This window comes from Cohnella sp. GbtcB17 (assembly GCF_019091135.1).
Taxonomy (GTDB): domain Bacteria; phylum Bacillota; class Bacilli; order Paenibacillales; family Paenibacillaceae; genus Cohnella.
This window is the reverse complement of sequence record NZ_JAGXJW010000033.1, coordinates 55,857-73,910: the sequence shown is the minus strand read 5'-3', so window position 1 is coordinate 73,910 and position 18,054 is coordinate 55,857. Positions and strand designations below refer to the sequence as shown.

The window sequence follows — 18,054 nt, the reverse complement described above, 5'->3', positions numbered from 1 at the left end:
GTTTATACAAGTTAATCTACCATAATTGGGCCCTTTACGCCGCACAGCCCGGGAAGGACATCCCATGACAGAGCTCCATGGCACCTATTATCTGCCGTTGGTCGTTTTATCGGTGCTGATATCCGTATTGTCCTCCTACTGCTCCCTGCTCGTATACGAGCGCGTGCTGACGCTTCGCGGAAGTTACCGCGGCTTGTGGATGGTGCTTGGTTCGGCTGCCATGGGATTCGGCATCTGGTCCATGCATTTTATCGGCATGCTGGCTTATCATCTGCCCGTTGACATTCATTATCACCCGGCGTGGCTCGGAATCTCCATCCTGCTGCCCGTATTGGCCGCCTATGCGGCCTTCCGGATGATGGCTCGCAATCTGGGGTCCAATCTCTCCATGACAATCGGCAGCTTCTGGCTATGCGTCGCCATCGCCGGCATGCATTACAGCGGCATGGCCGCGATCCGCATTCCCTATGATCAGCGTTACGACTGGCTGCTGGTCGCGGCATCGATCGTCATCGCGTTCGCCGTGTCCTTCGTCGCGCTTAAGCTGTCCCACGCCAATCAGCGCAAGGGGAGCTTCGCCGGCCAAGGCGCCAAAATGCTGCTCTCGCTCCTGCTTGGCGCAGGAATCGCCGGCATGCATTATACCGCGATGGCGGCCGTGTCGTTCGTGGGCACCGAAGCCGAAGCGGCGCACGCGCGCGAGACGGCGGAGCGGATGCAGGCAGGGAATGCGCTGCTGGGCGCCGTTATCGGCGGAACGATGCTGTTCATTTTCGCGCTGGTGATGGCCAGCCAGATATTGGACAAGCGGCTCGCACTACGGATAGCGGCATCCAATCAGCGAAGATACGATTCGATTTTCGAGCATCATCCCGATATGGTCTGCTTGTACGATCCGAGCGGGCGCATCCTCAGAGCGAATCCCGCGGCGGAGCGCATCATGGGATACGCAGCCTCGGAGCTGCCGAGCAGACTCCACAACGATATGGTCCATCCCGAGGAGCTCGCACAGCTCGAGGCTTGCTTCATGGCTGCGCTTCGCGGCGAATCGGGTACGGTCGAAGTGACGGTCCGCCACAAAGAAGGACATCTGCTTCATCTCAGCTGTACGATGGTGCCCTGGGTGGAGAACGGCCGCGTTCAGGACATTTATACGATATCCAAAGATATCACCGCCAGCGTCGAGACGGAGCGGGAGCTGCTAGCGGCCAAACGCGACGCGGAGGAGGCGCTGCGGGTCAAGAGCGACTTCCTGGCCGTGATGAGCCACGTGATCCGCACGCCGCTGAACGGCGTCATCGGCATGAGCGCGATTCTGCTCGAGACCGAGCTTAGCGAGGAGCAGCGCGAATTCGTGCAGGTCATCCACGGCAGCGGCGCGCTGCTGCTGTCGACGATTAACGACGTGCTGGATTACTCCAAGCTGGAGGCCGGCAAGATGGAGCTGTCGATCGCGCCGTTCAGTCTGAACGGGCTCGTGAAGGACACGGCGATGCTTTTCCAGACCCAGTGCAGGCAAAAAGGGCTCGCGCTCGCATGCGTCATCGACGACGGTCTGCCCGATGCGGTGCTCGGGGACGAGCAGCGGATCTGCCAGGTGTTGATCAACCTGGTCGGCAGTGCGGTGAAGTTCACCGCCAAAGGAGGGATCGAGATCGCGGTGCACCCTGCTGACGGCGAAGAGGCCGGAGGCTGTCGGCGGTTCCGCTTCGAGGTCCGGGATACGGGCATCGGCATCCCGGACGAAGAGCTCGCGCATTTGTTCCAGCCGTTCTACCAGGCGAAAAACGGCCGCGCCAAGCGGCACGAGGGGACGGGCCTGGGTCTTGCGATCTGCAAGGATCTCATCGATATGATGGACGGGACGATCTCCGTGACCTCGACTGTCGGAGCGGGAACGTGCTTCGTCTTCGAGCTGCCGCTTGCGACGGCATCCTTCAAAGGCCCGGACGTCTGACGGAACAGCGGCGCGCGGCATTCGTCGCTAAGTTCGAGCAGAAGGAATAATACGGCCCTCCTTCCGGAATAATGAAGGAAAACTTGCGGCGCGCGAACCGCAAGGGAGGGCTGAACATGAGCGGTCACCGAAAGCGAACCCTATGGCACGCGCTGCAGCCGGTTCCCGGAGCGGAGCTGCTCGCAGGCTTGCGAAGCTCGTTCGACGGCTTGGCGGATTTCGAGGCGGTATGCCTAGGGGAGTCGGCATGCGGCGAGCTCTATTTGTGCTATCTGTCCACACTGGTCGGCTCGGAGCATTTGCTGTTCTCGCTCGATCGGTCCGGCGAAGAGGCGGACGCTTCTCTCATCGAGCGGTACGTGGGCACCAAATTCGCGGAAGGCGACCTTCCTGCCTGCGTGGAAGCTCTCTGCCGCGGCAGCACGGTGTTGTGCACGTCGGCTTCGGCGTCCGGGATCGTGCTGGAGACGGCGGATTGGAAGCAGCGCAACGTCGGGCAGCCGCTCACGGAAAACGTGATCCAAGGTCCGATGTATGCGTTCAACGAATCTTACCGTACCAACGTCGCCCTGCTGCGCCAGCGCATGCGGACGCCGAAGCTGAAGCTGTGGGAGACGACGATCGGCCGCGAGACCGCTGTGCGGGCGGGCGTTTTTTATATGCAGGATCTTGCGGACCCGGGACTGGTGAACCGCGTGAAGGAGCGCTTCGCCCGAATCGACGCCGACGGCATTCAGGATACGGGGCAGCTGCTGCGCCTGCTGGGCGGCAAGTCGCTGCTGTTCCCGCTCGCCGTGACGACGGAGCGGCCGGACCGCGTCGCCGCCGCGCTGCTCGGCGGAAAGATCGCGATCATGCTCGACGGCACGCCGCTGGCCATCGTGGCGCCGGGCGCCTTCGCCGACTTTTGGGAGGCGGCGGAAGACCGGAATTTAATGCCGTTTATCGCGCTGTTTTTGCGGGCGCTCCGTTTTATGGCGTTAATCACCAATTTGTTTTTGCCGGGCTTCTACGTTGCGATCACGTCCGTCAACATCGACGTGAATCGGCTGGAGATCAGTCTGGCGGCTGCGGGAAGCCGGGAGGGCGTGCCGTACCCGGTGCTTGTGGAGGCGCTGCTCATCCTGTTCCTGCTGGACTGCATCGTCGAAGCGGGCGTCCGTCTGCCGCGGACAATCGGCGCCACGGTCACGATGGTCGGCGGCGTCGTGCTGGGGCAGGCCATCATTCAAGCGAACATCGTGAGCAATCTGCTCGTGATCGTCGCGGCGACGACGGCGCTGACGAATTTTATCGTCGTAGACTATCAGATGGGCCTCGTGCTTCGCGTGCTTAAATACTTCGTGCTGCTCGGCGCGGGCGTGCTTGGCATCCTCGGGATCGTGCTCTGCTTTGCGATCCTGGTCGTCTTTCTGTCCCGGCTGGAGTCGTTCGGCGTTTCCTATCTGTCTCCCGCGGGGCCTCGGGCCCGTGTGTATACCAACGAGCGGCTCTCCTGGTTCAAGGGATTGAAGCAGCCGAAGGAACGGAACGGATGAACGAGGCAAAGCTCCCGCTGTCCGACGGCCAGTACTTCATCCTGCAGCTCGCGGTGTTCGGGGCGACCTCCTATTTCTTGTATCCGTATCTGATTCTGCATACGGACGGCGGCAGCTATTGGATGCCGATGGTCACCGGTCTGATCGCGGGGATAGTCGGCGCCAGGCTTTTCTCGGGCATGATGGCGCAGCATCCGGGGCTGGATGCGTTCGCCGTCGTGAAGCGGGTGCTGGGCTGGCCAGGCCTGCTGCTCTTCGCGCTGCCGTACAGCTGGTACGCATGGCGCGCCATGACGATGATCGCCCGCGCGCATGCCGAGATCGTATCGATGACCATTTTGCACACGACGCCGCTCTGGCTCCTGCATTGCACCATACCGATCGCGACGCTGCTGGCGGCGGGCGGGGTCGCCTCGATCGGGCGAGCCGCTGCCGTTTTCGTCATGGTCGGCATCCCATTAACGGTAGGAATAACATTGCTCGGGCTCAGCAATCTCGATTTTACGCTGCACGAGCCCTGGCGCGCGACGGACATTTCGTATCTGGGCAGCAAGACGTTTTATACTTCCTCCTTCGTATGGGTGGGCTTCCTGTATCTGAGCTCTTGCGGCGATCATTCGCGAAGCCCGGGCACGCTGTGGAAGCCTTACGCCGCGGCTGCGCTCTGCTTTTTGCCGGTGCTCGCGGGCGCGATCTACTTGCCCGTGCTGACGTTCGGCGTCGGATTCGCCAAGGCGCTGACCTTCCCTTTCCTGTCCAAGCTGGACTCGATCAGCCATTACTGGCTGGTGATCGAGAATCTGACGGCAGTCTTCCTCTCGGTCGTCATCCTGCTCGTTATCCTGACCCTCAGTCTGATGCTGCACAGTCTGGCGGCCGCGCTCCGGGCGCTCCTGCCTTTTCTGCCTTTGCGCTTCGCTTACGCCGCCGTCGGTGCGGGCACGTACGTCTCTGCGCTGCTCATTCCTTCGTGGGGGTGGATCGAGAAAGGCATATGGACGGATACGCCCGTCCGGATCTATCTTGTTCTTTTTCCATCTGCCGTATGGCTGTGGAGCCGTTTGGCGGGGAGGAGGCGGCAGCGCGCATGAACGGAAGGTCGAAGCTTATGCGTTGGCTGACCATCCTCGGCATGATCCTCCCCCTGGTGCTGCTGCAGGGCTGCTGGGATATCCGCGATATCGACAACCGTATGCTGGTCGCGGCACTAGGCATCTCCATGGAAGAAGATAAAAGCGTAAAGGTCTGGGTGAGATTTCCGCTGCCGCATTCCCAATTGGGTGTCGGGAGCGGGGGCAAGGACTTCCTGACCGCCAGCCAGCGGGGCAAGACGGCGACGGATGCGCTGGACCAGCTGCGCGCGCGAATGCCCAAATTTCTGGATCTGTCACAGACGAGAGCTGTCTTCGTCAACCGGGCGATGGCCGAGGCCAAGGGGATTTACGGTTGCCTGGACTTCGTTGTACGCGATCGAATGATGCCGATCAATGCGATATTCGCATTGATCGAAGGCGACATGGAGCCGCTTTTCCAGCGTCCGAACCCGTCCGGCGAGCTGTCTGGCATCTATACGCGCCTATTTTTCGAGCAATACGCCGGCGGTACGCCGCAAAAAAACAAAGTCTCGCTATGGGAGGTGTTCAGCCGGCACTACAACCCGCTGCAGCAAAGCCTGGTGCCCCTGCTCACGATGGACGAGTCCTTTCAGTTCAAGCTGAAAGGCAACGCTTATTTTACCGACGACAGGATGGCCGGCTGGCTCACGCCCGAAGAAACGCTCATCTACGAGCTCGTCACGGGCCGTTTGTCTCCGTTCGAGATCGAGACGGCAGCCGGCGCCAACGTCAAGGTCGAAGCGTCGACGGCGCATATTAGCGCGGGATGGAAGTCTGGCAAGCCCGACATCCGTATCCGCATTCGCGTCATGATGAAGCTGATGGATACGTCCAAAGCGTCGCCGATGTCGAGCCGGGAGATCGAGGAGGAAGTGAACAAGCTGCTCGAGAAGCGCGCGGTTAGCGTATTCGCCAAGACGCAAGCCAAAGGCTCGGACGTCTTCGGCTTCGGCAACCGTTACCGTTCGTCGCTGCCCGCGGGACGATACGAGGCGTGGGGAGCTTTGTACAAGCAGGCGTCGATTACTTTGAAGGTGGAGTCCAACATGCGCAACGTCGGCCTCAAGCTGCTGCGGGAATAAGCGTCATGCGTAAGCAGTAAGCGGGTTGCGTTATCGCGGAGCGATTTTTACGCCAAGGGGGCATCTTCGGCTAAAGTGGTTAAATATTCATCATATGAACCGCTGGCAGGAGGTGCGTATGAGCGATTCCATCTATCGGTTCGCGCATGCTTGGCGCGTGGATCGGGACAAGGAGCGACTGTGGGCGTTGATCGCCGACTTCCGGTACGACGACTGGTGGCCGAACGTCAAGATTGAGCGGATCGCGACAGGCGCGTCGGGCGACGGCTTGGGCGACAAATATGCGTCCGAATTTCGCCCCTGTCCGCTCTATGCGCTTCATCTGCGCGTATCGGTCGTCGAGAGCCGACCGCCGACAGCCGTTGCGCTGCGTATCGCGGGCGATCTGGAAGGGCATGTCGTCGTCAGGCTGCACGGTGCCGGACGTGCGACGGAGGTTCACTGCCTGATGGAGCTGGAAACGAAACGCGGATGGATGCGCACGCTTGCGCCGCTTCTGCGTCCCGTCTTCGTTCGCAACCATCGACGGATGATGGAGGCGGGCGTCGCGGGGCTGGCCGCCTATCTGGACGCGGACATCGTGCCCGGCAGCGTTCATGCGCCCTATCGCCGGCTTGCGCGCGGGTAGGGCATCCGCGGCACCGCAAGCATCGAACGCAAAACAAAGAGACCGTCCGAAGACGGTCTCTCGTACCCGAGCGGCGCTGCTTGATTGAACCGTATCCCGCGCCTCCAGCCGGATTAGAGACTGGATCGGGTAAGGGATACGTTCAACATATGGGAACTAATGTTGACGCACCTCCTTTCCTGTACCTGCATTCTATCACAGCCCTGGGTTAAAAAGATAGTCTATTTTGAATTATCAGATAATATATTTTGAACCGGCTCGTCGGCATCGATTGAATGCATGGCGGGCGGTTTTTTTAATTGACGCCAAGCGACCGGCAAAATCGTTCGTTCATTCGATGCTCCGGCGTGTAAAATACACATAAGGATAAATTTGGCGCAAGGGAGGCGGAGGCGATGATCCGAATCGGTCTGACGGGCTTCGGCGATCACGAGGAGCTTTACGGCAAGCTGAAGGCCGGCGAGCGGCTCCGCGAGTACGGCAAGCACTTCGACGTCGTGGAGATCGACAGCTCGTTCTATGCGGTGCCGTCGGTGAAAAATACGTCCAAGTGGACGGCGGACACGCCGGACGGCTTCAAGTTCGTTGTGAAGGCGTATCAAGGGATGACGGGGCATCTGCGCGGCAAAAAAAATTATTTCGACGACGAGGAGACGATGTACAAGGCGTTTCACGAGGCGATCGCGCCCATGCGGGAGGCCGGCAAGCTGGCGGCCGCGCTGTTCCAGTACCCGCCTTGGTTCGACTGCACTCGGGAGAACGTCGATCTGCTGCGGCGCACGCGGGCGTATATGGCCGACGTGCCCTGTGCGCTGGAGCTGCGCAACCGGAGCTGGTACTCTCCGGAATTCAAGGACAAGACGATCGCCTTTATGAAAAAAGAAGGCTGGATCCATACGATCGTCGACGAGCCGCAGGCAGGCGAGGGCTCGATCCCGATCGTGCCGGTCGCCACGACGAGAGACATGACCTATGTGCGCCTGCATGGGCGCAACCAAGGCGGCTGGCATGCGAGCGGCAGCCCGGATTGGCGCAAGCTTCGCTATTTGTACCATTACAACGCCGAAGAGCTGGCCGAGTGGCGGGACCGGCTGCTGGCGCTGGACCAGGAGACGGACACGGTATACGTCGTGTTCAACAACAATTCGGCCGGAGACGCGACGCCCAATGCCAAAGCGCTGATGGACATGCTGTCGGGCATGGCGCCGGAGGCGGCCGCGGCCCTTGCGGACGAGCAGTATCCCGTATCGGTAATCTAGTAGAGTCCGCGGCGCCTGTGGTATGATAGACGCAAATGACAGCCAGACAGGCGGGATCGCTAATGACTTCCGAATTGCGCGTGGACCATTGTCCCGGGTGCGGCAGAATCTATCAGATCAATCTCAGGCAGCTGTGCGCAGCCTGCACCGCCGCCGAGGACGCGCTTATGAACCGTATGGAAAAGGAGCTTCGCGCGAACCGCAAGCTGACCACGGAGGAGCTCGCCGAGCGGGTAGAAGAGCGGCCCGAGCTGATCCGTTCTTGGATTCGCAGAGGGAAGCTCAAGCTGTACGATTATCCGAACCTGACCGACGCCTGCGACCTGTGCGAGGCACCGATCCGCAAGGGCAAGCTGTGCCAGAGCTGCTCGATGCGGATCCAGAGCGAAGTGGCGCATGTGTACGAGCAGGAGCGTCTGATGCAGGAGCGCAAGCGCAGGGAGAACATCTTTTTGAACAAGCGCAAATAAAAAAGGGAAGCCGTGTCGCATCGACGCGCGCTTCCCTTTTTATAGGTTTGCCGGATGTCTAGACAGGAATCTCTTTATGCCGGATGACGCCGCTCTCGACCTGGATGGTCGTGTGGGTGATGCCGAAGCGATCTTCAACCAGGGAGATGGCGCGCTGCAGCACGTCTTGGCAGGATATCCCTTCCTCGACGAGGATGTGGCAGCTGAAGGAGTCGAGGCCGGAGGTGATCGTCCAGATATGCAGGTCGTGCACGTCGCGGACGCCGTCGAGCGTGAGCAGCGCGGACTTCACTTCTTCATGGTCGATGCCGGCCGGCGTGCCTTCCATCAGTACATGGACCGTCTGGGCGATGACGAGCCAGGCGCTCCGCAGGATGAGGACGGAGACGACGATCGAGATGATCGGGTCCGCGATGTACCAGCCGAAGGCCATCATAACGATGCCCGCGGCGATGGCGCCGACGGAGCCGAGCGCGTCGCCCAGCACGTGCAGGTAGGCGCTCCGCATGTTGACGTTGTTCTCTACGTCGCCTTGGCGCGTGAGCGCCCAGGCGCTGGCCAGATTGGCCAGGAGGCCGACGGCCGCGATCGCCATCATCGGCCCGCCGGACACCTCGGGCGGCGAAGCCATCCGGCCGATGGCTTCGTAGACGATGAAGCCCGCGATGACGAACAGGGCGACGCCATTGAACAGCGCGGCGAGAATTTCGAAGCGGTGGAAGCCGTAGGTCCGCTTCGCCGAGGCCGGCCGCGCGGCGAACCAGAGCGCGGCGAGGCTCAAGGCCAGCGCGCTCGTGTCGCTCAGCATATGGCCCGAGTCGGACAGCAGCGCGAGACTGTCGGTGAGCAGTCCGCCGACGAACTCCAGCAGCATGATCCCCGCGGTGATCGCGAGCGCGATCGTCAGTCCGCGGCGGTCGCCTTCGCGTCCGTGGTGATGCCCGCCGATTCCGTGATGATGACCGTGATGGCCGTGACCGTGGGCATGTCCGCCACGACCGTGCGAGTGCCCGTGGGCATGCTCGTGAGAATGATCATGAGAATGATCATGAGAATGATCATGAGAATGCTCGTGGGAATGGCCTTCGCCGCCGTCGTGATCGTGCGTACAGTCGGGCGAATGCGCGTGCTTGCTGTCCGAATGTCCCGTTTGCGCAGCATCGCCGGCTTGACCGGCCGTCAGTCGTTCGGTTCGTTTATCCATTGCAGTCCGTCCTTCCGTCATTGCAATTTCGATAATATATGAATACTTGCTCATATTATAATGTATTTAATCCGATCGCACAATGGCAAAAGAGGCGGGAATGCCGCCCGCTCATGCCTCGCCGCTGTAGCGCAGATCCAGGAGCTGAATAACCGGGGGCGAAGCGGGTATATAGTAGTATATGCCATAGCGGCTGATTAGAGGAGGCGAATGCCATGAGCAGTCCGATCGAAGGCATCAAGAAAGAAATGGACAGCATGAAAGGGCATATCGACAGCATCAAGTCCGACGTTCAAGATACGATCGGCAGCGTGAAGGATACCGTGACCGAGGCAAAGGATACGTTCAAAGGCTGGAAGAAAAAAGACGAGGTCGGCGTCATTCATAAAGAAGGCCATGCCTTCGTCATGCGCGAAAACAGCGAGCAGATCGGGGAGATCACGTTCATGCCGGACGGGGAGAATACCTGGGTGCTGAATCATACGTATGTATCCCCGGCCTATCGAGGCGGAGACATCGCCAGGCGGCTGCTGAACAGAGTGGTCGAAGCTGCCCGCGAGGAAGGCAAGAAGATCGTGCCCGTTTGTTCGTACGCGCTCGTGCAGTTCAAGCGCAACGCAGAATACGAGGATGTGTGGCGCAAAAGTTAATCGCGTCTTGCGCGGGAGCGCGGAGGGCCTGGCCCTCCGCGCTCTTTTAATGCGCAAGTCATCCGCGCGTTATGCGTTGGCCTTGCGATAAGCGCCGGGGCTCACGCCCGTCTCGCGCTTAAACAGGCTGCAAAACTGCGAATCGCTGGCGAAGCCGCAGTCCGCGGCGATCTCGACGATGCTGCGGCTCGTCTCCCGAAGGAGCATGCGCGCATGCGCGATTCGCCTGCCCAGCACATAGCGGCCGGGCGATGCGCCGGTCTGCGCCTTGAACAAATGGCGGTAGCGGTCGAGGCTGTAGCCCGCCGTGGCCGCAAGCGAGGCGAAGTCGATCCGCTGATGAAAGTTTTCGTTTATATAATTGATCGCATACTTGAACCGATCCTCCGCATACGCGGGCGAACCGCCGTTTAATCTCCTGCGCCGAAGCGTCAGAACCAGCTGGGAAGCCAGCAGATCGAGCATGCCGGCGTAGTCCTCGTCTTTATTTCTCATCTCCTTGGCCATTCCGAGCAGCAGCGGCAGAATGGGCTCGTACGCGTCTTCGCCGTCTTTGGGCTTGCGGTCGGAAAAAACGCCCTCGGGAAGCACGGATTCCCGCAGCGGCGCAAAGCCCAGACACAGCACTTCGGTCGGCGCGGCATGACGCTCGTCGTGATACGTTCCCGGCCGGATCAGTGCATAGTCGTCCTCGCGGTATTCGTAATCGCGGTCGCCGATGCGCGTTTTTCCGTTTCCTTTTAAATAGTAGACCAGTTCGTGGCAGGCGTGACGGTGCAGCGTCACGTCGTTTCCGGGCTCGTGGGCGACGGGGAATAGGAAGTCCAGCCGTGCCTGCATAGGACGATACTCCTCTCGAAGATCAGCCGGATCGTGATAGATGTCGACCGAATCCAGATACGATTAAACCGGCGATTTATCTATAATTTAGCTATTATCTTAACATGCTTGCGGTCGACATTCAGCCAAAAACAATAAGAGAGGATGACGGAACGATGATAACGCCGTACGTGGCAACGGAGGAGGATCGTCGCGTCAGGCGGCTGGCGCACCCGGGGAAAAAAGTGTCCATCGTGCTGGATACAGACACTTACAATGAGATCGACGACCAATTCGCCCTGATCTATGCGTTATGTTCGCCGGAGGCGCTGGAGGTCGAGGCCGTGCACGCGGCTCCGTTTCACAACGAGCTGTCCGACGGGCCTGCGGACGGCATGGAGAAGAGCTACCGGGAAATATTGAAGATCCGGTCGCTCGCCGGCATGGAGACGCTGCCCGTATACCGGGGATCGACGGCTTATATGCCCGGTCCCGACGAGCCTGTCGAGAGCGACGCCGCACGCGATTTGATTCGCCGGGCGCTGGCGCGCGGGGAAGACGATCCGCTATACGTCGTCGCCATCGGCGCGATCACGAACGTCGCGTCGGCGCTGCTGCTCGAGCCTGCCGTGGCGGACCGGATCGTGCTCGTCTGGCTCGGAGGCCACGCCTTTCATTGGCCGGATACGCGCGAGTTCAATCTCGCGCAGGATCTGCACGCGACGCGCGTCGTGCTGGACTCGGGCGTACCGCTTGTTCTGCTGCCCTGCATGGGCGTCGTGTCGCATCTGACGACGACGCTGTCCGAGCTGCGGGACTACGTCAAGGATAAAGGGCCGCTCGGGCAGTACCTCTATGAGACGTATCTCGGATGCATGGACGATCACACCGGGCGTTCGCGAGTGATCTGGGACCTGTCGGCGATCGCATGGCTGGTCCAGCCAGACTGGTGTCCGAGCGAGCTGACGCCAAGTCCGCAGGTGACCGACGATTGCCGCTGGCTTGAGGCGGACGGACGCCATCCGATTCGGTATGTGACGCATGTCGATCGGGATGCGATTTTCCGGGATTTGTTTGCGAAATTAGACAGAAGAGCGGCCGAAGGACGGGACGACGGGGAGTGACGCTGGAGGCAGCATAGGCATATCAAACGTTTTAACGTTATCCCCTTCGCGCAGGCGGAGGGGATTTTGGCGATGATGCCCGACGGAAGAGCGAACCCGCCGGACCGCAAGGAGGTTAGCTACAGCGAGCTATTCATTTTATAACTTATTAAAGGTCAGCATTAGTCAAGAGAAGCCGTATGAGCAAGCAACATACCGATTAGAAGCAAATATTCGCTCTAAATCGCCTCAGACCGGCTTTGGCATATTCGTTTCACAGGTCTATAATGTCATTAAGGTCAAAAAAGGTCAGACAAGACCGCCCGGGGGAGGAGATGCGCCATGACGATCGGCAATCCGTATGAAGTGCTTGGCGTCGGCAAGGACGCGACGAAGCAGGACATCAAGAAGGCTTACCAGAAGCTGGCCAAGAAGTGGCATCCCGACGTGAACAAAGCCCCCGAGGCCGAGTCGAAGTTCAAGGAGATCGCGGAGGCTTATGACATATTGAGCCATGACGATAAGAGGCAGGCCTACGAAGAAGAGCAGCGATACGCGTCGATGCGGCGCGAGTATGCGGGACGGGCAGGCGGCAGCGGCGGATCGAACGGCGCGTCGAACGGCGGCACATGGAGCTGGAGCAGCGGCGGTCAAGGCGCGGCGGGGTTATCCGAGGAGGAGCTGTACGAGATGCTCTTCGGAAAAGGTGGAATAGGCGGTTACGGCGACGCGGCCGGCGGGACGCGCGGTTACGGCGCTTACGGCGGCGGTCCAAACGGGTTCGGAGCCGAAAACGCTTGGGGCCCGTCGGGCTTCGATCCGTTCGGCGCGAGCGGACGAACGCAGCATGCCAAGCTGAACGTCAGCCTGGAGCAGGCTTGGCAGGGCGCCAAGGTCAACGTTAGCGTCGGGACCAAAGACATCGCGCTGCGCCTGCCCGAACGGATGGCTGACGGCACCGTCATCCGGCTCAAGGGAGACGGTGCGAACGGCTTGCAGGAAGGCGACGAGCTGCTGATTGAGCTGTCCGTCGAGCCGAATGCATCGTATGCGCTCGGCGAAGACGGAGATTTGCGCGCGACGATGGAGGCCGCGCCGTGGCAGGTCGTGCTGGGCGGAGAAGCGGTCGTCCGACTGCCGGACGGCGGACAGGTCAAGCTTCGGATTCCGCCGGACTTTCCCGCGGGCAAGCAGCTGCGCATACCGGGCAAGGGCCTGCGCCGCAAGGACGGCGGCTATGGCGACATCCTGTTCGACGTCGCGCTTGTCATACCGCCGAATCAGGGTGAGGCGGAGCGGGAGCTTTACAGACGACTCGCGGAAAGCAGCAGCTTCAAGGCAGGCATCAAGCCGCGTTCAAGAAGCTGATGATTCCGAGGCATTCGCTTGACCGGCATGAATCCGCCGCAAGCGGGACACCATTTTAACCGATAAGGGGAGATGTTTATGGACTTCAACAAATATACGCAAAAGCTGCAGGAAGCGGTCGCAGGCGCGCAGTCGCTGGCCGGCGCGAGCGGGCATCCGGAGATCGATTCGCTCCACTTGCTCGCGGCGCTGCTGAAGCAGCAGGACGGACTGCTGCCAAGACTGCTGCAGCGTGCCGACATTCAGCCGGCCGAGATGGATCGGCAAGCGATGGGACGTTTGATGAAGCGCCCGCGCGTCGGCGGTTCGGATTCGGTCAAGCGGTACGCATCGCCTGCGCTCGTAGCCTTGCTGGAGCAAGCTGAGCGCGAAGCTGCGTCGATGACGGATGAATACGTCGCGGTCGAGCATGCGGCGCTCGCGATGGCCTCCGCGCCGAGGGACGGCAACCGCGACGTGCGCGAGCTGTTCGATGCCTTCGGCCTCACGCGGGATCGGCTGCTGGCCGTCCTCAAGGAGATACGCGGCCATCAGCGCGTGACGAGCCGGGAGCCGGAAGCGACGTACGAGGTGTTGGAAAAATACGGGCGCGATCTCGTCGCCGAAGTGCGGGCGGGCAAGGTCGACCCGGTCATCGGCCGGGACAGCGAGATACGGCGGGTTATCCGCATTCTTTCTCGCAAGACGAAGAACAACCCGGTGCTCATCGGCGAACCGGGCGTCGGCAAGACGGCGATCGTCGAAGGCTTGGCCCAGCGGATTGTCCGCAAGGATGTGCCGGAGGGGCTTAAGGACAAGACGGTATTCTCGCTGGACATGAGCGCGCTCGTCGCCGGCGCGAAGTATCGCGGGGAATTCGAGGAACGGCTTCAAGCCGTGCTGAAGGAAGTAAAGGAGAGCGACGGCCGGATCATCCTGTTCATCGACGAGCTGCATACGATCGTCGGCGCAGGCAAGACCGAAGGCGCGATGGATGCGGGCAACATGCTCAAGCCGATGCTTGCGCGGGGCGAGCTTCACTGTATCGGCGCGACGACGCTCGACGAATACCGGTCGTATATCGAAAAGGACCCGGCCCTCGAGCGCAGATTCCAGCAGGTGCTCGTCAGCGAGCCGAACGTCGAAGATACGATTTCCATTTTGCGCGGATTGAAAGAACGCTTCGAGCTCCATCACGGCGTTAAAATCCACGACAGCGCCCTTGTAGCGGCCGGAACCTTGTCCAACCGGTATATCGCGGACCGCTTTCTGCCGGACAAGGCGATCGACCTGGTCGACGAAGCCTGCGCGATGATCCGCACGGAGATCGATTCGATGCCCGGTGAGATGGACGAAGTCATGCGCCGCATGATGCAGATGGAGATCGAAGAAGCCGCGCTCAAGAAGGAGTCCGACGACGCGAGCAAGCGCCGGCTGGAGTCGCTTCAGCGGGAGCTGGCGGATCTGAAGGAGAAGCATCTGGGCATGATGGCGCGCTGGGAAAAAGAAAAAGCTGCGATTCAAGGCGTGCGCGAGCTGCAAAAGCGGCTTGAGCAGGCGCGCAAGGACTTGGCGGACGCGCAGGAGGAATACGACCTGAACCGTTCGGCGGAGCTGAGCTACGGCATCATCCCCGATCTGGAGCGTCAGCTCAAGGCGGCGGAGGAAGCAGCCGAGCAAGAAGGGGAATCCCGCCTGCTGCGGGAGTCCGTGACCGAGGAAGAGATCGCCGACATCGTCTCGCGTTGGACGGGGATCCCGGTCAAGCGTTTGGTCGAAGGCGAGCGCGACAAGCTACTGCGCCTGGAGGAGACGCTGCACGAGCGCGTCGTCGGCCAAGAGGAGGCCGTCGGTCTTGTGGCCGACGCCGTACTGCGGGCTCGCGCGGGCATCCAGGATCCGAACCGCCCGATCGGCTCGTTCCTGTTCCTGGGGCCGACGGGCGTCGGCAAGACGGAGCTGGCCAAGGCGCTGGCGGCAACGCTGTTCGACCGCGAGGACGGTATGATCCGGATCGACATGTCAGAGTATATGGAAAAGCACAGCGTGTCGCGTCTCGTCGGCGCGCCTCCCGGGTACGTGGGCTACGAGGAGGGCGGGCAGCTCACCGAGGCCGTTCGCAGGCAGCCATACACCGTTGTGCTGCTAGACGAAGTCGAAAAAGCGCATCCGGACGTATTCAACGTCCTGCTGCAGTTGCTCGATGACGGCCGCCTGACGGACTCGCAAGGACGTGTCGTCGATTTTAAAAACACGATCGTCATCATGACGTCGAACATCGGCTCCCCGCACCTGCTGCAGGGCGTGGACGACAACGGCGACATCGCGCCGGCCGTACGCGACCGCGTCATGAAAGAACTGTCCGGACACTTCCGGCCGGAATTCCTGAACCGCGTGGACGATATCGTCCTGTTCAAGCCGCTGTCGCGCGTCGAGATCGAATCGATCGTACGCAAGCTGGCACGCGGCCTGGCAGACCGCCTGTCCGAGCGCGGCATCGCCCTGCGATTGACGGACGACGCCGTCCGATTCATCGCAAAAGAAGGCTTCGATCCCGTCTACGGCGCGCGTCCACTGAAGCGGTTTATCCAGCGTCATCTCGAGACGCGTGTAGCGAGGGCGCTGATCGCAGGTTCGGCGCCCGAAGGCTCCATCATGACCGTCGAAGCGTCGGACGGCGGTCTGGCGGTGGATATTCGGCAGGCCGAAGAGCCCGCCGCGGAGCAACTACAAACCGTGTGAGATCGCGTTTTGAGCTCACACTTTATATACAGCCATCCGCTATCCCGGTTTGTGCCGGAAGAACGGATGGCTTTTCGCGCGTACCGTTACGTTCGTCCGTTTGAACAGTATCCCCTTCGCGCAGGAATGTACATGGTGCGTCCCATTTGAACGGTATCCCCTTTGCACAGGAAGGTCATAGTTTGTCCCATTTGAACGGTATCCCCTCCGCACAGGAAAGTCATAGTTTGTCCCATTTGAACGGTATCCCCTTCGAACAGGAAGGACATATTCGTCTCCGTTTGAACGGTATCCCCTTCGCACAGGAAGGGCATATTCGTCCCCGTTTGAACGGTATCCCTTTCGCGCAGGAAGGCCGTAGTTCATCACAGTTTTAATGTATCTTCCATGAGGTGGTAAGGGGCGGTGACAGGTTGGGGCGATAAAATAAAGTTTGGTGAACGGTGAGAAATCCTGACTGAAAGGGATATCGTTCAAAAGTGTGAATTGCAGATTGTTTCCTGACTGGAGGGGATATCGTTCAAAAGCGTGAATCGCAGATTGTTTCCTGAGTGAAAGGGATATTGTTCAAATGAGTGAAACGGCTGGTTATTTCCTGACTGAAGGGGATAACGTTCAAAAGTGTGAATCGCGAATGGTTTCCTGACTGAAGGGGATATCGATAAAATGCAAAAGAAGTGGAACTAAGGCGGGAGCTGCGTTGTCTTTAGGGGGAAGGGGGCGAGGCGGTTGGCGGATGTGGAGGATAGCGATCTCGTATATCGCGTCGGACTGGATGCGGGCGAGATGGCCGATCTGATCGCCAAGCATTGGCACGACGTCTGGCAGTATGCGTTGTTTCTGACAAGGCGGGAGCATCTGGCGGAGGATGTTGCGCAGGATACGTTCGTGCAGGCGATGCGGGCCATCGATGCTTATCGGGGAGAGGGGCCGGTTAAAAACTGGCTGTTTCGGATCGCGCGCAATACGGCGTTTAATTATCGGAAGTCGGCCTTTTGGCGAAAGGTGAAGCTCGTCGGTTTGATCCCGGACGGTCGGGGCGGCGCGTCGGCGGAGAGTGAATATTGGCGGAACGAGTTGGCGAACGAAGTATGGGCGGAGGTGTGGCGCCTGCCGAGAAAATACCGTGAACCGATCATTCTGTTTGCTCACTATGAGTGGTCCTACGGCGAGATTGCGGAGCTGCTCGGTGTTGCGGAAGGTACGGTGAAGTCGAGGCTCTACAGAGGCAGGGCGATGCTGTCCGAGCGGTTGAAGGGAGAGGGAATCGATGGATGGTCGGAGGACTGATAACGAACGGAGGCAAGACGCGCTGTTCGCACGGCTAAGAGAACCGCCTTTACGTGAGCGCCGTCGTCCCGACGATCGGAGGCTGGTCTCTATTTTGACTCGCGTAAGTGAACGTGAATCCGCCGTCAAGCATTGGAGGCGCAGGTGGGCGATCGGGATAGTCGCAGCGATTGGGGTGTTGCTGCTGTTGGCTGCGGGACTCGGTTATGCCTACGAAGGGCCGGGCGGCTATGCGGATCGGCGGCTGTCGAAGGCGATGGGTTTAAACGGCAGCGTGTTGCACATTCCGATCGGGCGGACGCCGGAGGAAGCGGTGGAGAAGTTCCGGCGTTTCGATACGATGCAGGTCGTTCATCGCGAAGCGGTGGACGGCGGCGTGCTGCTGTTCATCAAGCGGAATTTGCAGCAGAACGGTACGGAGCTGCAGGTTGAATTCGTGCGCCACACATGGCTGGGGTGGAAATGGGCCATGGGCGCAGGTTACGGGATCGGCTATGGCGAATCGGGGAAGGCGGGCGTTCGTTCGCTGCTGAGTTATATGACCATGCCGAACAAATATCCAGGTGTGCCCGGTCCTTATCCGCTGGTGGCCGGGGAGTTGACCGACGCATCCGTCTCCAGCGTCATCGTGATCATCGGCGGAGAGAAGCCGGGTAAATACGCATCGAAAATCGTGGAATATGAACCGGGCAGAAGGCTCTGGTTCGTCTTGCTGCCCGAGTCCGCGGAACTGCCTTATATTGTACAGGCGCTGGATCAGGAAGGGAAGATCGCTGCGGAAAAGAAGCTCGGCGACCCCGTCAACGACACGGGCATTCTCAAATCGAGCGATCGCCGCTAGTTAGCATGC

General features: G+C 60.3%; 16 protein-coding genes. 13 read left to right on the top strand and 3 right to left on the bottom strand.

The genetic code is table 11. From position 1 onward, the window contains the following. The first annotated feature begins 64 nt into the window (after nucleotides 1-64). From KVT38_RS18775 to KVT38_RS18745, 7 genes are all read left to right on the top strand, one after another. Complete coding sequence (locus KVT38_RS18775) at nucleotides 65-1,957, top strand: MHYT domain-containing protein (RefSeq protein WP_217595279.1); 1,893 nt, start codon at nucleotides 65-67, stop codon at nucleotides 1,955-1,957. A 116-nt stretch (nucleotides 1,958-2,073) separates the two neighbouring features. Then, nucleotides 2,074-3,495 (top strand): spore germination protein, encoded by a 1,422-nt coding sequence (locus tag KVT38_RS18770; protein WP_217595278.1) that lies wholly within the window; start codon nucleotides 2,074-2,076, stop codon nucleotides 3,493-3,495. Next, nucleotides 3,492-4,586, top strand: a complete 1,095-nt coding sequence (locus tag KVT38_RS18765) for a GerAB/ArcD/ProY family transporter (RefSeq protein WP_217595277.1) — start codon at nucleotides 3,492-3,494, stop codon at nucleotides 4,584-4,586. Before KVT38_RS18770 ends, KVT38_RS18765 begins: the two co-directional genes overlap by 4 nt. Beyond that, nucleotides 4,583-5,692 carry a Ger(x)C family spore germination protein gene (locus tag KVT38_RS18760; protein WP_217595276.1) on the top strand — a complete coding sequence of 370 codons (1,110 nt, stop codon included), beginning with the start codon at nucleotides 4,583-4,585 and terminating at the stop codon, nucleotides 5,690-5,692. Before KVT38_RS18765 ends, KVT38_RS18760 begins: the two co-directional genes overlap by 4 nt. 118 nt (nucleotides 5,693-5,810) lie before the next feature. After that, complete coding sequence (locus KVT38_RS18755) at nucleotides 5,811-6,320, top strand: SRPBCC family protein (protein WP_217595275.1); 510 nt, start codon at nucleotides 5,811-5,813, stop codon at nucleotides 6,318-6,320. A 395-nt stretch (nucleotides 6,321-6,715) separates the two neighbouring features. After that, a complete protein-coding gene (locus tag KVT38_RS18750; RefSeq protein ID WP_217595274.1) occupies nucleotides 6,716-7,579 on the top strand; it encodes a DUF72 domain-containing protein in 864 nt (287 codons plus the stop codon). Between the two features lie 62 nt (nucleotides 7,580-7,641). Continuing rightward, nucleotides 7,642-8,049, top strand: coding sequence for a hypothetical protein (locus KVT38_RS18745; RefSeq protein ID WP_217595273.1), 408 nt, complete (start codon nucleotides 7,642-7,644; stop codon nucleotides 8,047-8,049). A 58-nt stretch (nucleotides 8,050-8,107) separates the two neighbouring features. Here KVT38_RS18745 and KVT38_RS18740 read toward each other — a convergent pair whose 3' ends face one another. Both KVT38_RS18740 and KVT38_RS35395 read right to left on the bottom strand, forming a co-directional pair. Beyond that, nucleotides 8,108-8,998 carry a cation diffusion facilitator family transporter gene (locus KVT38_RS18740; RefSeq protein WP_368859125.1) on the bottom strand — a complete coding sequence of 297 codons (891 nt, stop codon included), beginning with the start codon at nucleotides 8,996-8,998 and terminating at the stop codon, nucleotides 8,108-8,110. Further along, on the bottom strand, nucleotides 8,953-9,210 hold the full coding sequence (locus KVT38_RS35395) for a hypothetical protein (protein WP_306795334.1): 258 nt from the start codon (nucleotides 9,208-9,210) through the stop codon (nucleotides 8,953-8,955). The genes KVT38_RS18740 and KVT38_RS35395 overlap by 46 nt, the downstream gene beginning before the upstream one ends. Nucleotides 9,211-9,468: 258 nt before the next feature. Here KVT38_RS35395 and KVT38_RS18735 point away from each other — a divergent pair, with 258 nt between their 5' ends. Beyond that, entirely contained in the window at nucleotides 9,469-9,903 is a 435-nt protein-coding gene (locus KVT38_RS18735; RefSeq protein ID WP_254639345.1) for a GNAT family N-acetyltransferase, read from the top strand. A 69-nt stretch (nucleotides 9,904-9,972) separates the two neighbouring features. Here KVT38_RS18735 and KVT38_RS18730 read toward each other — a convergent pair whose 3' ends face one another. Beyond that, nucleotides 9,973-10,743 carry an AraC family transcriptional regulator gene (locus KVT38_RS18730; RefSeq protein WP_217595271.1) on the bottom strand — a complete coding sequence of 257 codons (771 nt, stop codon included), beginning with the start codon at nucleotides 10,741-10,743 and terminating at the stop codon, nucleotides 9,973-9,975. Between the two features lie 155 nt (nucleotides 10,744-10,898). Here KVT38_RS18730 and KVT38_RS18725 point away from each other — a divergent pair, with 155 nt between their 5' ends. From KVT38_RS18725 to KVT38_RS18705, 5 genes are all read left to right on the top strand, one after another. After that, the gene (locus KVT38_RS18725) at nucleotides 10,899-11,846 is read left to right on the top strand and encodes a nucleoside hydrolase (protein ID WP_217595270.1); all 948 of its coding nucleotides are present in this window, start codon (nucleotides 10,899-10,901) and stop codon (nucleotides 11,844-11,846) included. Nucleotides 11,847-12,167: 321 nt separating this feature from the next. Further along, nucleotides 12,168-13,193, top strand: coding sequence for a DnaJ domain-containing protein (locus tag KVT38_RS18720; RefSeq protein WP_217595269.1), 1,026 nt, complete (start codon nucleotides 12,168-12,170; stop codon nucleotides 13,191-13,193). A gap of 78 nt (nucleotides 13,194-13,271) precedes the next feature. Continuing rightward, the gene (gene clpB, locus KVT38_RS18715) at nucleotides 13,272-15,914 is read left to right on the top strand and encodes an ATP-dependent chaperone ClpB (RefSeq protein WP_217595268.1); all 2,643 of its coding nucleotides are present in this window, start codon (nucleotides 13,272-13,274) and stop codon (nucleotides 15,912-15,914) included. A 738-nt stretch (nucleotides 15,915-16,652) separates the two neighbouring features. Next, on the top strand, nucleotides 16,653-17,204 hold the full coding sequence (locus KVT38_RS18710; RefSeq protein WP_368859124.1) for an RNA polymerase sigma factor: 552 nt from the start codon (nucleotides 16,653-16,655) through the stop codon (nucleotides 17,202-17,204). A 94-nt stretch (nucleotides 17,205-17,298) separates the two neighbouring features. After that, the gene (locus tag KVT38_RS18705; RefSeq protein ID WP_217595266.1) at nucleotides 17,299-18,045 is read left to right on the top strand and encodes a hypothetical protein; all 747 of its coding nucleotides are present in this window, start codon (nucleotides 17,299-17,301) and stop codon (nucleotides 18,043-18,045) included. Nucleotides 18,046-18,054 lie beyond the last annotated feature (9 nt).